This window comes from Mucilaginibacter sp. OK283 (assembly GCF_900110415.1).
GTDB lineage: Bacteria > Bacteroidota > Bacteroidia > Sphingobacteriales > Sphingobacteriaceae > Mucilaginibacter.
On sequence record NZ_FODR01000017.1, the window covers coordinates 17,928 to 33,816 of the forward strand.

Below are 15,889 nucleotides of genomic sequence, written 5' to 3' on the forward strand. Positions count from 1 at the left end.
TCATCTCTTTTATGGAAATAATTAAGAAGCATTTGCTATTGTTGGTATTGCTAATTGGTTACGATGTAAATGTCATGGATAAAACAGGATAAAAGAATAGTTAATATTACGGAAATGATGGACTTTATTACGCTGCGCCAATTTCAATTATTTTTATTTTTTACCAATGTTTTGATATTTTTTGTGAATGTTTGTATACGAAGATCAATTAGTTAATACCGAGAACTGATTACAACGGTGTCCAATCAAAAAAATGACTAAAAGTACAGCTATCAGGCGGCGGGACGGTTTTGAAGGGCAAAAGCTTATTGTGCTGCCCAAAAAGATCATTACCAACTTTTTAAGTAAGGATTTAGTTACCAAACAAATCTACATTACCGATATCGGCTATTACCCTAAAGCCCGGCACCATTACGCCGAGCGCCCCAACGGCATTAACCAGCATATAATAATTTATTGTACCGAAGGCTACGGCTGGTTGGAGATCAACAAGAAAAAGGTGGAGGTTTCGCCATCGCAATTTATTGCCATACCTGCCAACACCCCGCATAAGTACGCCGCTAACATGGATAAACCATGGACGATATACTGGATTCACTTCAAAGGCGAGATAGCATCTTTCATAGTAGAACTGATCCTGAAAAACTCAGAGAATTACAAGCCATACCTGTCTTTTAACGAAGACCGGATAAAACTGTTTGAAGACATTTGTTTTAACCTGGAGAAAGGCTATAGCAGCGATGCGCTGCGTTATGTAAATATGATATTCTCGCATTTCCTATCCTCGCTTATTTACGAGGATAAGTTTAACCATGTTGACGACAAACCTGCCGATAACGATATAGTTGAGAAAACCATTCATTACATGCAAGATCATGTTAATACCATGATAAGGCTTGATGACCTAAGCAGCTTTGCCAAGTTATCCACTTCGCATTTTTCGGCCATTTTCCGGGCAAAAACGGGTTACTCGCCCATCGAGTATTTTAACCAGCTAAAAGTTCAAAAAGCCTGTCAGTACATCTCGTTTACAGCTATGTCTATCAAAAACATTGCCCTGACTTTGGGTGTGGAAGATCAATATTATTTCTCAAGGATGTTTACCAAACTGATGGGCACTTCTCCCAATGAGTACAGGAAGAAGGTAAAAGCGAGTAGTTGAAGGGGGAATCCTAAACTCTGATGGAAAAATTTAAGTATAAATGTTACGTTACGATGAGCCGGCAGATGGCTTTTTAACTGTAGAAAAAGCGGGGCGCTCGTTTGCCGGATTGACCTGCCCGATGGCAATTACAATTATTACAGCTTTGAGTAAATCAAACAGTGGAGTTTTCTGAATATAACAGGTAAAAATTTTATTTACTATAAACGCTATGTAGCGTATATTAACAAAAGAAAGTGGTTTTTGTTAATATAATCGATTTATAAATAGGGTATTGCAAGGCTTATTTCTATTGTTTTATCTTAAATCGCTAAATGATTTATGCGATATTGTCCCTCTGGTTAACCAATCTGCAACAAATTGTATCAATATTTCGTCAAATAGTATCAATTTGTTTTGTGGCGAAAAGTTAGTGCGGTTTTTACCATATTTTTATTTCACAATTATAATAATACTATGCCGGCTTAAAGTGATTAAAAACTACCGGTTTGTACTAACTAACATTTACCAAATTATGAACACAAAAAAAAATGCTATTATGGCCTTTGCGGCTATGGCCAATTATTACCGCCTGCTCCAGGCGGTAACTCCCAAAACAATTTGTAGTGGTTTAAAATGTTAGGATGTAGTCCTGAATATTTATCCCTGCCTGCAATTAAATCAGTAAATCCTTAAACTAAAATCTATGCCCACAAACCTTACTCAACATCACACTTCCCGGGAAAATGCTTCAGATGCCTAAGCAGCATACCGTCTTCGTGAAGGTATAATCCTTTCCAAATCAATTTTTTATATCATTAATCAAATTATCCATTAATTATGCGATACTTATGGCTGTGCTTTGTAGTTTTTTTAGCAATTACTACAAATGCACCTACTTGCTTAGCTAAAGATAATAGGGGAGAGAGAAGCAAAATCAACTATATTGTGTTTAACAATGACACCACAGTTCGTCGCGATACAACTGTTAAGGACTCGTTGTTAAAGGATAGTAGCAACTTTATAAAAAAGCGTACTATTTATAACTTTTTTGTCGATAGCGTTACTAAAAAACCTTATGAATTATCCTTATTTCCGGCAGTTTCATTACAACAACTTTTAAAAGGGAAATTCGCAGGACTATACGTCCAGGAACCTTCGGGCGAGCCCGGTTCTGTGCAAAACATGTTTATCAGGGGGGCGCCAATGCCCTTGTTATCGCAAAGAGAGGTTTATCAATCACAGCCGCTTGTGGTACTGGATGGTATTCCGATAATAACCGAGCACCCGTTTGCATTTGATATTCAGCAATATGAGTTTAACAGGCCCGGCCCTGCTACTAACATATTTGCCGGTATTGATATGAACAATATTGCTTCGATAGAAGTGTTGAAAGATTTGGCAGCTACTGCGGTTTATGGACCAAGGGCTGTGAACGGAGTAATTGTTTTATCCTCAAAAACGCCGGGCGCCTCAAGAAGCATCACTTTTGATTCGTATATCGGTTTAGCGCAACGGCCGCAGGTGACAACCATAAACGGTAAATACGAAAACGCTTTCAGGCAAAGGTTTTATGACCAGTATACTACCAACGGCAGATATTCTGATGATGAAAATTATCCTATTTATTTAAGCGATTCGCTTAACAATGTATATAGCGGGAAAGCCGACTGGAGTGATCTTTACTACCGCAACGCTTTAGTTTATGGTATCAACTTCGGCATCTCGGGTGGTACAAACCGGGCGAATTTTCGCTTTTCTTTGGGCGATATGAAAAATGAAGGGGTTGCTGATGGAACAGCGCTAAATCGGTATAGCGCTATGTTTAACATCAATATGAAACCTGTAAAGTGGCTTTTGTTTTCAACCATGGTAAATGCCAACAGGTTGGACCGCACCCGTAATAAAAATTTACGCGACAGGTTTGCGCAGATTAATTATTTCCCCGACCTGAGCGCCCCCTTACCCCCCAATAAAGATTATTATGCCAACTATCTTAAAGAGTATCAAAAAGGCTTTGACAATAACAAAACTAATATTATTGACGGATACGCAAGGATTGGCGTTGAATTTGGAAAGTTTAATTTCAGCACCACTTTTGGTGTAGATTATAACGAGGGCTATCGCGATGTATTTTATGCCCGCACACTTTTGCAGGGTAATAGCTACGCATCAAACTACTTTGGCTTTAACCAGAGGTTAATGTTGGATAATAAAGCAACATATTCTTTTAACCTAAACAAAGTACATGATTTTCAACTGGAGGTTGGACAATCAACCCAATGGAACATTTATAAATACAGCAATGCTTATGCGTATAAAGGGGTAAACGATTTTATCAAAATAAACCTTTTAAACTCAGACCCTAATGATCCTAATTATTTAACCCCGGTTGCTTTTCCACGTGAATTAACCTACCGCTTTTTGGATAAAACCAGGGACAACCTGGTGTCGTTTTATGGCAAAGTAGATTACACACTAAAAGAAAAGTACCTGTTATCAGCTACATTACGTGCTGATGGCTCTTCAAACGCTCAGCCAACAAGCCGTTGGTTTTATTCGCCTGTAGTTTCTGCCGCGTGGAATATTAAAAAGGAAATGCTGAAGGATAACACCACCGTGAATGATCTTTTATTGCGTGTTAGCGCCGGCCGGTTAGGGCGATTGAATGCATATGACAATTATGCACAGGGCCCGCAGTATACAGCATCTGTAGGTTATACCGGGAATTTAACTGTACCTGGTTATAACGCATTTGGTGTATTAACCAGGCCATACTCAACCGGTTGGATTGGTTACGGCATCCCGTGGTCGTATTCAGATCAGCTTAATCTTGGTGTAGATGCCGGTTTGCTCCACAACCGTTTACACTTATCTGTTGATTGGTATAATAAAGAAGAAAAGAACCAGCTTATTGGCATCCCTGCCTTTGCCGAATACGGTTATAAGCAATCTATTGAAAGTGGAATGGCCGTAAACAACAGCGGTATAGATGTTTCGATAGCAGCCAATATAATCAATCATAAAAACTTTGGCTGGACATCATCTTTAAACCTTAACCACAATACCAATAAATTAAAAGCACTCCCAAGGGGCTTAAATGAAATTATAATTGGCGATAAACTTTTAAAGGTTGGCCAGCCGGTTGATCAATACTGGCTTTTAGTGAACGATGGTATTTATACCTCAAATGACCAGGTGCCGGTGGTTAACGGACAACCCGCTAAGTATAACGGAATTCCATTGCAGGCCGGCGATCCTAAATGGCGCGATTTGAATGGTGATAACGCTATTGACAATAACGACAAAATATTAACAGGCCATTCATTGCCTAAAATATCGGGTGGTTTTGATAATAATTTCAGATACGGTAACTGGAGCTTAAATCTCAATTTTTATTTTAACCTGGGCCGTGACCTGATTAACCAGGAGATGGCCAACCGGTTTGATTTTATTAACAGGGAAGGCAATAGTGATGTTAACTCAGTTAAAGAGATTACCTATTGGGAAAAACGGGGAGATTATAGCAAGTACCCTTTGTATAATCCATGGAGCACAGTAATTCCATACCGTGTTGATCAGAATTTATTTCTTGAAAATGCTTCGTTTCTGAAATTGAGGACGGTGTTAGTTGGTTACGACCTTACCAAAACACTGCGTAGAAAAAGCATAAACGTAACCCGGTTTTACGTGTACGCATCAGTTAATAATGTATTTACCATCACACCTTACACCGGCCAGGACCCCGAGTTGGTAAATTATAACGGGTATGATACAGGCTACGGGCTGCCGATACCAAGAACGTACACATTAGGAGTGAAAATGGAATTATAGCATGGAAAAACGAATTACAAAAATGAAAAAGATATTATATATCACGCTTCTGTTTTTTGTGGCCTTAACCGGTTGTAATAAAACACTGGATATAAATTCTGTAAGGGTGGTTGCCGAAGTGAATATGTGGAATAAGCTGGAAGATACCCGTGCCGGCCTGCTGGGAGTTTACGCGCTTACCCGTGCCGCATTATCTGATAACGACAGTCATTGGCTATATGGAGATGTTCGGACAGGCGAGTTTATCAGCCCAAACAGGCCCGATCTGAAGGCCATTGCCGGTAATAAACTAAATGCATCCTACCCAACCGTGGATGCTTTATCCGACTGGACCAGGTTTTATGCCATCGTGAATGCAGCAAATATTTTCCTTGAACGCGTTGGCGACGTAAAAGCGGCTGATAAGCGCTATACAGAAAACAATATGATTGTTGATGTTGCCCAGGCCCGCTTCCTCAGAGCCTTCGCTTACTTCTACATGGTTAGGATATGGGGCGATGTTCCTTTCATTATCACATCGCACGATGGTAAGTTTGAAAACAAACCCCGTGAAAATCAGGGTAAAATATTGGTTTGGGCTCAGCAGGAAATGTTAACGGCCGCTGCCGATTTGCCATTTATTTATAGTGGAGGCGATGTTCAGCAACCCGGTAACTATTACAACGAGGACAGAACCAGGTGGGGTGGTGCTTTGGCAACAAAAAATACGGCATACGCTGTTTTGGCTCATTTGGCCGCCTGGCAAGGCAATTATACTGATGTTGCCACCTATACTAAATTTGTTGAGGATAACTATGGCAAAAGTGGCATAGGTTTCCAGAATACCGAGGACCTGACCAAATCAAACGGATTCTTTTTTAATAAAAACACCAGCCAGATGTTTGGTTTTAATTCCGATTGGGGGCATATTGACGGTTCCGGAACAGGCCATATAGAAGAGTTGACCCTGGCCGAACCTGTTTTAAACAAAAAGGTTCCTGATATCTATATGCCCAAAGACACCATTTTAAAAATATTTAATCAGCCAAATGACGAACGCTTTAGTGTTGATACACTTGGGCTGCCACGGTCCGAAAGATATTTTACCAATATAAATGGTAAGTACCCCATTTTTAGTAAGATAAAAGTTATACAAGGAGGTACCACCGACCCCACTTTCAGGTATTTCACCAGCGCTTTGATTTTTACCAGGCTTGAAGATATTGTTTTGTTACGTGCCGAGGCATTAGCTGTTTTAGGTGATCAAAACGGAGCTTTAAACGAGCTGATAAACGTAATGACAAGGCGCGGAATAACAACTATCACCATCAATAGCGGAGAGTTGATTGACCTGATTTTTGAAGAGCGGCATCGCGAATTACTGGGCGAGGGGCAACGATGGTACGATTTGGTAAGGTATAATAAAATCAAGCAAAATAATGCTGCCTTTTTAAATCTTATAAACTCCCAGGGAATTTACTGGCCGATATCCCGCAAGCTTATTTCACAAAACAACTTATTAACTCAAAATCCATTTTGGAAATAAACAGACCATATATGAAAAACTTTGAAAAATATATGAGCGCCTTAAAGCTATCAGTAGTTATGGCACTATTGCTGTCTGCCTGTAAAAAAGATGGTGGATACCATAGCACCGCAACCAACAGCCCCAGGTTTGCCGGTAACACCTATGAATATTTAAAAAGTAAACCGGGTGTTTACGATTCGCTGATAGCAGTGATTGACCGAATGGGTCTAAAGCAGACTTTAACCGATAGTAATGTAACCCTGTTTGCCGTTACAAACCCCAGTTTTCAGCTGGCAATTAATAACCTGAACACATTAAGAAGACAAGGGGATAAAGACCCGCTTTTTCTTTCAAACGTTGATGGCGTACAGCTTGATACAATGGCATCCTACTATATTATGAGGGGAAGCCGCACTACCGATTCTTTAACCTTGCAGGATGGGCTTGACCTGACCAGTGTACGGTTTGGCTATCCGATGCATGGTAAAGTTACCAGGGCATCTTCATCGGGTTTGGTTGATGGTGGCCCACAGGTAATAGAATTCAGTAACACCAAAAAGAGCAAATTTATCCGCTTTTGGTCAACAACAACAACTGGATCTAATAACATCCTGACCAAAAATGGGGTAGTCCATGTGGTAAGCGCCGACCATATCTTCGGTTTTGATGAGTTTGTTCCCCGGCTCACATTTATCCCGCCGCCACCAAACTTAATATCATTAATAGGAGGTAAACTATCCGTGTTAAGAGATAATAATGGCGGTCCTGACAATGGCGAGGGATCAAAAAAAGTTATTGACGGAGATGATCATACCAAATTCCTGGCAGAACTACAAGGCAGGTTATGGATCAAATTTGAGCTGAATACGCCGGCAGTATCAGGTGTATACACGCTTACATCGGCAAATGACGCACCCGAAAGAGACCCGAGGGCATGGACTTATGAGGGCTCAAATGACGGACAAACCTGGGTTGAATTGGATAGACGCAGCAATTTCTTTTTTGAAGAACGGTACCAGACAAAAGTTTTCAGTTGCCCTAATACAGTAGCTTATAAATTTTACCGCATTGACATTACCGAACTCAGGGACGGCGGGCTTTTCCAGTTAGCTGAGTGGTCAATAAACAAAGCTAAATAAGTGATGAAAATTCAAAAAATTAATACAATTAACCATAAACAGATGCGAACATATTTTAAAAAAGAGTTCATTTTCTTCTTGTTTGCTATTGCTGTATTAAGCAGTTGTAAAAAGATATTTAATCTGCCAAATGAAAAGGACTATTTAAGTTCAAATGTAAATTACAGTAATAAGATATTTGAACCAATTATTGGCCGCACTACAGTGATAGGCGGCTTTAACGGCGATAATTCAACGCAGCCTATAAAGTTTGAAATTGTTAATGCCCGCTTTGGCGATGGCCGGCCGGTAACAGATCTTTTTCAGAAAAAAGCTACTTACGTTTGGACTTCAGCTTACAATGGCCAGGAAAAAAGTTTGGCCGAAATTGAAGCCAAAAGAAAGCTGCAGGAACATCCATTATTTGAGGTGCTCCCATCCGGCGAATTTATTTTGTGGGCATCGTCAACCAATGAACTTATTGCTCCGAGGCCTGCAGATAGCACAAATTTTCCGCAGGATACGCGTTTTTTCGATGTTAAAATCACTAATACGGGTGGTCATACCATTATTCGCGATTTTCAGATAAGGCCTTTCCGGGAGCGCCCTTATGAACCATCTGACGATTTTAATATTTACTCCGGCGGTCCGGCACCTCATCCCAAAACACCTTATAATCCATTAAGCAGGAATTATATAAGGCCGTTTTTAAATAATGTTATAGGAGCCACTACCGATATACCACTTGAAAGCAATGACGATAAAAAAGACGTAGTGGTTTATATACGGCCATTTACGGGTGGCAACGGCAATTCGCTGAGGTTTAAATTTTTAAACAAAGACTCGGTGGAGATGAACCCTGCTTTATTTAATGAAACAGTATGGGATAAAATAGTGCACGGGTTTAACTTTCAAAAAACGCTTACATACGCGCAGTACGATGTGGCTTACCCGATTCCTTTAGTTGAAATACCAACTGTATATGCTCCAGGCGGTACCCGTGATCATGCCGAATTCAGGTATTCAAGAATTGGTTTTGGTGGTGTTAGGGTAGTGGCAAGTTTCGGGATCGATTTTGCCATATACAGAAAAGGCGACTGGGAAATAGTGTTCCATTTCCTGAAGGATAATCCAAAGTTCGAAAACGAATAATAGCATTTAAAGCCACTGAAATGAGAAAATATATACTATTTTATGTAGTACTGATAGTTTGCATAATCTGCAGTGCAGATACATATGCGCAAACAAAAAATATAACGGTTTCTGGTAAGGTACTTGACAAGCCCGAAAATAAGGTGCTGGTGGGTGTAAATATCTCTATAGACAAAAAGGGAATAGCCCAGACCGATGCCAACGGACGTTTTTCCATTACGGTACCTGTCAATTCTGTAGTTTCATTCTCCTTTATTGGGTTTGTTACTCAAAAGTTAAAGGTTGAGGAAAACCAAAAAGACATAATAATCACATTAAGTGAAGACAAAAAAGGGCTTAATGAAATAGTTATTGTGGGTTATCAAAACCGAAGCAAAGAAACCACAACGGGCGCTTCGGCAATTATTACCAATAAGGATATCGCCGATATCCCTGTATCAAGTTTTGAACAGTTACTGCAAGGTAAGGTTGCCGGCTTAAACATTCAGAACAATACGGGCGCACCGGGCTTCAGGGGCTCGGTACAGGTGCGTGGCTTGTCAACCCTTAGTGTTAGCGGCAACGGCAACGAATCATTTTTACAGCCAACATCTCCGCTGTACATTATCGATGGGGTGCCTTTAGATGCCGATAAGGCAGCCGAATTTGGTTTTCAAACCCAGGGCCCCGGGGTTAGCCCATTGTCCTTGATCCCGGTAGAAGACATCCAGAGTATCCAGATCATGAAAGATGCCCAGGCAACTTCTCTTTATGGTTCAAGAGGTGCCTATGGTGTAATTATCATTACTACTAAACGCGGAAATTCAAAGGTGCCAAGGGTGCGTTATACCACTAACTTTTTTGTTAACGCGCCGCCAAAACTGCGCGAAACATTAGGAGGTAACGATGAGCGCCGGGCAAAAATTCAGCAAATATTATCAAATGCCACAACGGTTGATGAGTTACGAAAAATAGGGATGACAGGCTTTTTGGCCGATAGTTTAAATGCTTATTGGAATAACTCAACCAATTGGCAGTCTATATTTTATGCTACTACCTATAACCAAAGCCATAACCTGGCTTTAGATGGTGGTGATCAAAAATTCAACTACAAGGCAAACGTTGGCTACTACTCAGAAAAAGGGGTAATAAAAAACACCGGATTTGACAGGTATAACCTGAATATGAACATGGAGTTTAAACCAAACGACAAGTTTAGGTTTTTCGGGTCCTTATTTGGCTCGGTAGGTAGCCAGGCTAAAGGCGATGGCCTGGGGCTGCTGCAACAAGGTGTTGCTTCAAACGGCCAGGCATCAACGTTATTGCCGCCTCCATCATTCTACCTGTCGTCAGACGGTGTTACATCAGCCTTGAAAACGTTGAACAGCAACAGTTCAAGAAACATAAGGGCCAATGTAGATGGGCGGTACGAGTTTATTCCCGGACTCGCGTTATCATCAAGTATCAGTTATGATTATACCTCTGATGCCGAATCAACTTTTACGCCTGCGGCAGCCAACTCGCAATTTGCCCAGGTATATGATTTTGAGGGCCGAAACTACACCTTGTATAACCGTAACGCCATTACTTACGCTAAAACAATAGGCGGTAACCATAATATTTTTGTTAACTTATTTAATGAAATATATAAACAGGGCGGTCAAAGTGGCATCATCAGGCAGGAGCGCACGCCTAACGATCAGCTCCAGGGACCGGTAGGTTACGATTCATATAATTCGCGTGGTGGTGGTGTACTTTCAAATTATAAAAATGCCACTATCGCGTCATTTGCAGGTGCAGTAAGTTATGATTTTCAGCGCAAATACGTGGTTGAACTTTCATACCGGTTAGATGGCACGTCATCAAACGGGTTAGAGAACCCTTACTCCAAAAACCCATCGGTGGGTTTAAAATGGAATTACAGTAAAGAAAACTGGTTTAAAGATCTGTCGTGGCTTACTTATGGTGGTATAAGACTAACCTGGGGTCAGAATATTGTGCCTACCGGTAGCCTGCAAAGTATTTATGGTATTTATAACCTGAATGGCAACTTTAACAATAATCCAACTATTGGTATAAATTATGATTTTATTCCCAATCCTACATTAAAACCAACTACCACTACACAATACAATTTAGGATTTGATATCGGACTGTTTCAAAGCCGGGTTGATTTAAACTTTGATACCTATTATAAAAAGGTTGATAATTTATTGTTCGACAGATTTTTATCAAACACTACCGGCTTTAACCGCCGGGTGAGCAATGATGTAGCTATTGCCGATTATGGTTATGAGTTAACGCTTACGGTACGGCCGGTGATTTCAAAAGATTTTAACTGGAGTATCTCGATGAACGGCGCCATCAACCGTGATGTTTTATTAAAGCTGCCTGCCGAGTATAATGGTCAGTACATCAAGTTTGATAACAGTCCTTATTTACAGCATATTGTTTTTAGGGTAGGTCAAAACACGCTGTCAAACTATTTGCACATCAACCAGGGTGTATATTCAACCGATGCTGAAGTGCCGGTAAACCCCGCAACCGGAAAAAAATATTCGTCTAACGGGGTACCGTTTAAAGCAGGTGATCCTATTTTTAAAGATGTTAACGGCGATTATATATTAGACGACAGAGATTATGAAATAACCGGTAATTCACAGCCCTTGGTAACCGGCGGTATATCAACCAATATTATATACAAAAATTTTGGCCTTAACATCTACGCAACATTTACTGCCAAAAGAACTGTTTTGAATAATGCACTGGCCGATCGTTTGGCCATATCACGCAATCCTTATGATTTACTGGCTGTTGTGCCTTTAAGTAATATGGATATCTGGAGGCAGCCCGGCGACCATACAGTTTATCCAAACCCTTACTCGTTTTCCACCTATAACCAGATACAGCCTTTAAGGCCCGATCAAACATTATGGGCCGAAGATGGATCGTATTTTAAAATAAATAACGTAACGCTGTCGTACTCGTTTGATCGCAAGCTTATTCGTAAGATTGGTTTTAACAACCTAAGGGTGTATTTCTCAACCAATAACCTAACTACGTTTTCAAGCTATAAAGGGCCCAACCCCGAGAACGTAACCACGCTGGGGCGGGATATATCCAGCGGATACCCTGTGCCGCGTACCTATAATATTGGTTTAAACTTAGAACTCAACACAAGTAAATAAAACTTAAAATCATGAAAAAAAGTATTTTATACATTTTAGTAATTACAGGAAGTTTCTGTTTACCTGCCTGTAAAAAGTTTTTGAACATTCAACCTATTGATAAGTTAACGGGCAACAATTTTTACCGCTCAAAAGAGGATGTTATTGCCAATATATATGATCTTTCGCGGCTGTTTTTTGGGAAGATCAACGAAACTCATTTCATAGGCGCTACCGGCGAATACCGCTCTGGCGAGGTAATGCACGAAGCACAATCAGATCTGGGGCCAGCCCGTGAGTATGTTGAAGTATTGGGCAGAAACGATTTGCTGGGCCTTATCAACGGTAACCCGCCATGGAATTTTTACAATTTTTATAAAATTACCAACTGGACAGGTTATTACCAGGTAATACAGGGAGCCAATATCCTGATATCTAAACTGGACGAAGGCATACCCGGAGTATCCACCACTGAGAAAAACCAATTTAAAGGCGAAGCAGCTTTTATACGGTCGCTGGCTTATTTCTTTATGGTACGGCTTTATGGCGATGTGCCTTATTATACCGATGCTTTTCATTCCACGTCTTTACCCCGCGAAAACATGGTTTCGGTTTTAAATAAATGCATTGCCGACCTGAAGATATATAAAGACAACATGCCCTGGACTTACTCGGACCCAGCCCTGAAAGGGGTACGGGCAAGCAGGGGCAGCATCATCGCACTGATGATGAATATGAATATGTGGAATGCCGGTTTTGATAAGGCAAATGCCAATAAGTATTACCAGGAAACTGTCGATCTGGGCCAGGAGCTCATTAAAAGCAATGCTTACAGGTTATTGCCAATTGCAGAATGGGCCACGGTTATTAAAGGGCGTTCGGATGAAAGCCTCTTTGAATTTTACCGCAGCATTAACTATGGCGATGCAAACTCAAACATAGCACCCATTGGCGATATGTTTTTGCATTATCCCTACAAACGGCCGGAGTATACGCACAGGATAAGCTTTGCTTATTTCCGCGGAGAATATATGCAAAAACTATATCCCGGAACTGCAGATAAACGGGCGACAGTATGGTTTAATGAAGACATATATGCCGATAACGGAAAATTCATGATGCTAAAATTTGCTCAGAATGCATTTGCAACGGGCGAAGAAGATAGTAACCCCGATAATACTTTTATGATTTTCAGGTATGCCGGCGAAATTTTACTATGTGCGGAAGCAATGGCCGAATTAGGGCAGGATAATGAGGCAATAGCGTTGGTTAACAAAGTGAGGGACAGGGCCGAAGCTTCGCAGTATTCCGGTTCGGGCGGCCAGGATCTGAAGGACTTTATCTTTTTAGAAAGATCACGCGAATTGATGGGCGAAGGGCATCATTATTTCGACCTGGTACGCACCCGCAGGATACTTAGCAGCGAGTGGTCATATAATGTATTAACGTTAGACAAATTTAACCGCGGTGCCTGGACATGGCCTATCAGCAGCGATGCTTTAACCAATAACCCTTTTATGACACTAAATGCCTATTGGGTAAACGGTGGTAATTAAAACATAGTTAATAGAATAATGATAACAATTATGAGAAATATGATTATTGTTTGTGCCGGTTTATTATTGGCACTTACCGGGTGTAAACGGGATGAGTACTATAGGGATGGAGGGAAAGCCAATCCCGATTATCCCGGAGACATGTTTCAGTACTTAGAAGCAAAAGCTGTTCCGTTTGATACCATTGCGCAAATTGTGAAGTTAGCGGGACTTGAGAATACTTTTCACCAAACTGATTTTACCTTTTTTGCCCCGGATGACGATGTTATAAAAAGAACTATCGGCAATGCAAAAACCCCGGGCTCGTTAAACCAGTTTCTGTTTGATGTAGGGCGCGATACGGTGAAAAGATTAGCGGATATCGATTCATTAATCTGGCGTAAATACCTGCAACGCTATATGTTTAAAGGGATAAACCGGCTTAAGGATTATCCGCAGATCGACCTGGATCTTCAAAATCAATATCCCGGCGCCTTGTATTATTCATATAGTGGCGATGTATGCAACATCGGGGTTATTTACGGCGATGCGAACAAGGTTAGGTACATAGGGCCTCGTAGCCTCATCATCAGCTATGTGCTTGATATAAACAATGCCGAAAACGCGGTTTTTCGAACATACATATCGTCATCAGATATTAAACCGAAAAATGGGGTAGTGCACACGTTGCAGTATAACGGGGCATACTTTGGGTTCGATAAAAACGATTTCTTCACTGATGTTTACAATACAGGGCTTCATTCATCCAATTAAAATATTTGCGTTGATGTTTGATTAATAACGAATTGACATATGAAAAAAATCAGATACATAATAATACTTGCCATGGCAGCCTTAGTTATACAAAGTTGCAAAAAGACTAAGGAGACCTTTGAGGCTCCTTATGGCGACGGCAAGCCACCGTTAGGCGTTTCTCTTAGCCGCGATGCATTACCAAGCCCCTCATCGGGCGCGGTAGGTGCCGAAATTACATTTAAAGCAACCGGACTCCTGCCTTATAAGGATAAATTGAAATTTATGTTTAACGGCGAGGAGGGGCAAATTACCGAGGTTACCGCAACAGGTATCAAAGTAAAAGTTCCGCCGTTTGGAAGCAGCGGTATTACCTCAATAGCCATAGATGACCAGTTAGTGCTGGGGCCGTTGTTTAAGGTTAACGGACTTATTAACATCGATCCTTCCTTTAGGGCTACCTTGGGTGCAAATAACTTTGTAAGCCAGATATTTCCATTGGCCGATGGCCGGAACCTGGTAATAGGCCGTTTTACCAATTACGATAACAAGGGAATAATTACGCCGCTTAACCGGATTGTAAGAACATCATCCGATGGCGAGTTTGACCGTACATTCAGAACCGGTAAAGCAGCTAACGGTGCTTTAGCCAGGGTTATGCAGATAAACTCGAAGTTTATTATCGCGGGCGGCTTTAGCGGATATAATCAACGGACAGACAATATTAGTAACATAACCAGTTTAGGCGTTGATGGCAGTGTTGATACTATAGGTATAAAAGTATACCGGAGGCCTACACAAAAAGATACCTCGAGGGACACCACCAAATTTTTTCCGAAATTTAACGGCGGTACAAACGAGTTTATAAACAGGGTTTATAATCATCAAAATAAGATACTGGCGACCGGCAACTTCAGGTACTATGTACACCGCACCTATCAAAAGCCCAATCACGACTTTACAAAAGATACGGTTATTGTAGATAGTACCGAAATAAGGCAGGTGCTCCGCTTTAACCTGGATGGATCATTAGATAAAACATTTCGTTTTAACGTGGCTGCCAATAAAGGCCTGCCGGCAGCAAACGGCCCAATAGATTCATATATGCACACAGATGCCGCGCTGATAGAGAAGCTTGTGGTTTTTGGAAGCTTTACAACATTTGATCAAACCCCGGCAGGCCGTATTGTGAGGTTAAATGCCAATGGTGGCATCGATAACACATTTAAAGCAGGCTTGGGGGCCGATAACGGCATATCATCCTTAACCTATAACACCGTTACAAAAAAATATCTCATTACCGGGGTATTCAGAACATATAACGGTAAGCCCGTGATAAGTATGGCATTACTTAACCAGGACGGTAGTCTTGATGAGTCATTTGTTCCAAAAGTATTCGAGGGCGGCTACCCGGCCTTTGCAAGGCAACTGGACGATGGCTTAATAGTAGTTAGCGGCGGTTTTAAAAAATATAATAAGGTAACGCGCAACGGATTTATGGTACTTAATTCCAAAGGCGATCTTGCCGGTAACTATAACACTACAGGTCCGTTTTCGGGTGGTCTGTCAGATATAATTGAAACAAAATCGGCCGACGGAAAAAGGGCGTTATACCTGATAGGTGGATTCGACAGGTTTGACAACCAGCCGGTAAATAACATTATACGGGTAACCATTGAATAAATTAAAAAAGAAATTATAAC

At 41.0% G+C, this 15,889-nt stretch carries 10 protein-coding genes; all 10 read left to right on the plus strand.

The features are described from left to right. The first annotated feature begins 253 nt into the window (after positions 1-253). A complete protein-coding gene (locus BMX56_RS27240) occupies positions 254-1,162 on the plus strand; it encodes an AraC family transcriptional regulator (protein ID WP_090652878.1) in 909 nt (302 codons plus the stop codon). Between the two features lie 40 nt (positions 1,163-1,202). Further along, positions 1,203-1,337 (plus strand): hypothetical protein, encoded by a 135-nt coding sequence (locus BMX56_RS30595; RefSeq protein ID WP_255369935.1) that lies wholly within the window; start codon positions 1,203-1,205, stop codon positions 1,335-1,337. Between the two features lie 752 nt (positions 1,338-2,089). Beyond that, the gene (locus tag BMX56_RS27250) at positions 2,090-4,975 is read left to right on the plus strand and encodes a SusC/RagA family TonB-linked outer membrane protein (protein ID WP_255369936.1); all 2,886 of its coding nucleotides are present in this window, start codon (positions 2,090-2,092) and stop codon (positions 4,973-4,975) included. A gap of 22 nt (positions 4,976-4,997) precedes the next feature. Then, positions 4,998-6,500, plus strand: coding sequence for a RagB/SusD family nutrient uptake outer membrane protein (locus BMX56_RS27255; protein WP_255369937.1), 1,503 nt, complete (start codon positions 4,998-5,000; stop codon positions 6,498-6,500). Between the two features lie 11 nt (positions 6,501-6,511). After that, complete coding sequence (locus BMX56_RS27260) at positions 6,512-7,621, plus strand: discoidin domain-containing protein (protein ID WP_090652881.1); 1,110 nt, start codon at positions 6,512-6,514, stop codon at positions 7,619-7,621. Positions 7,622-7,663: 42 nt separating this feature from the next. Then, positions 7,664-8,752, plus strand: a complete 1,089-nt coding sequence (locus tag BMX56_RS27265) for a DUF5007 domain-containing protein (RefSeq protein WP_090652928.1) — start codon at positions 7,664-7,666, stop codon at positions 8,750-8,752. Between the two features lie 20 nt (positions 8,753-8,772). Further along, complete coding sequence (locus BMX56_RS27270) at positions 8,773-11,919, plus strand: SusC/RagA family TonB-linked outer membrane protein (RefSeq protein ID WP_090652882.1); 3,147 nt, start codon at positions 8,773-8,775, stop codon at positions 11,917-11,919. 11 nt (positions 11,920-11,930) lie between these two features. Further along, the gene (locus BMX56_RS27275; protein WP_090652883.1) at positions 11,931-13,454 is read left to right on the plus strand and encodes a RagB/SusD family nutrient uptake outer membrane protein; all 1,524 of its coding nucleotides are present in this window, start codon (positions 11,931-11,933) and stop codon (positions 13,452-13,454) included. Positions 13,455-13,484: 30 nt separating this feature from the next. Beyond that, on the plus strand, positions 13,485-14,207 hold the full coding sequence (locus tag BMX56_RS27280) for a class I SAM-dependent methyltransferase (protein WP_143065544.1): 723 nt from the start codon (positions 13,485-13,487) through the stop codon (positions 14,205-14,207). A gap of 39 nt (positions 14,208-14,246) precedes the next feature. Next, complete coding sequence (locus BMX56_RS27285; RefSeq protein ID WP_090652885.1) at positions 14,247-15,869, plus strand: DUF5008 domain-containing protein; 1,623 nt, start codon at positions 14,247-14,249, stop codon at positions 15,867-15,869. Positions 15,870-15,889: the final 20 nt, after the last annotated feature.

Excerpts from the sequence above, each read along its gene's own strand:
- BMX56_RS27260 (WP_090652881.1), top strand. The coding sequence starts at position 6,512 with ATGAAAAACTTTGAAAAATATATGAGCGCCTTAAAGCTATCAGTAGTT.
- BMX56_RS30595 (WP_255369935.1), top strand. The coding sequence starts at position 1,203 with ATGTTACGTTACGATGAGCCGGCAGATGGCTTTTTAACTGTAGAAAAA.
- BMX56_RS27240 (WP_090652878.1), top strand. The coding sequence starts at position 254 with ATGACTAAAAGTACAGCTATCAGGCGGCGGGACGGTTTTGAAGGGCAA.
- BMX56_RS27265 (WP_090652928.1), top strand. The coding sequence starts at position 7,664 with ATGCGAACATATTTTAAAAAAGAGTTCATTTTCTTCTTGTTTGCTATT.
- BMX56_RS27270 (WP_090652882.1), top strand. The coding sequence starts at position 8,773 with ATGAGAAAATATATACTATTTTATGTAGTACTGATAGTTTGCATAATC.
- BMX56_RS27280 (WP_143065544.1), top strand. The coding sequence starts at position 13,485 with ATGAGAAATATGATTATTGTTTGTGCCGGTTTATTATTGGCACTTACC.
- BMX56_RS27285 (WP_090652885.1), top strand. The coding sequence starts at position 14,247 with ATGAAAAAAATCAGATACATAATAATACTTGCCATGGCAGCCTTAGTT.
- BMX56_RS27275 (WP_090652883.1), top strand. The coding sequence starts at position 11,931 with ATGAAAAAAAGTATTTTATACATTTTAGTAATTACAGGAAGTTTCTGT.
- BMX56_RS27255 (WP_255369937.1), top strand. The coding sequence starts at position 4,998 with ATGAAAAAGATATTATATATCACGCTTCTGTTTTTTGTGGCCTTAACC.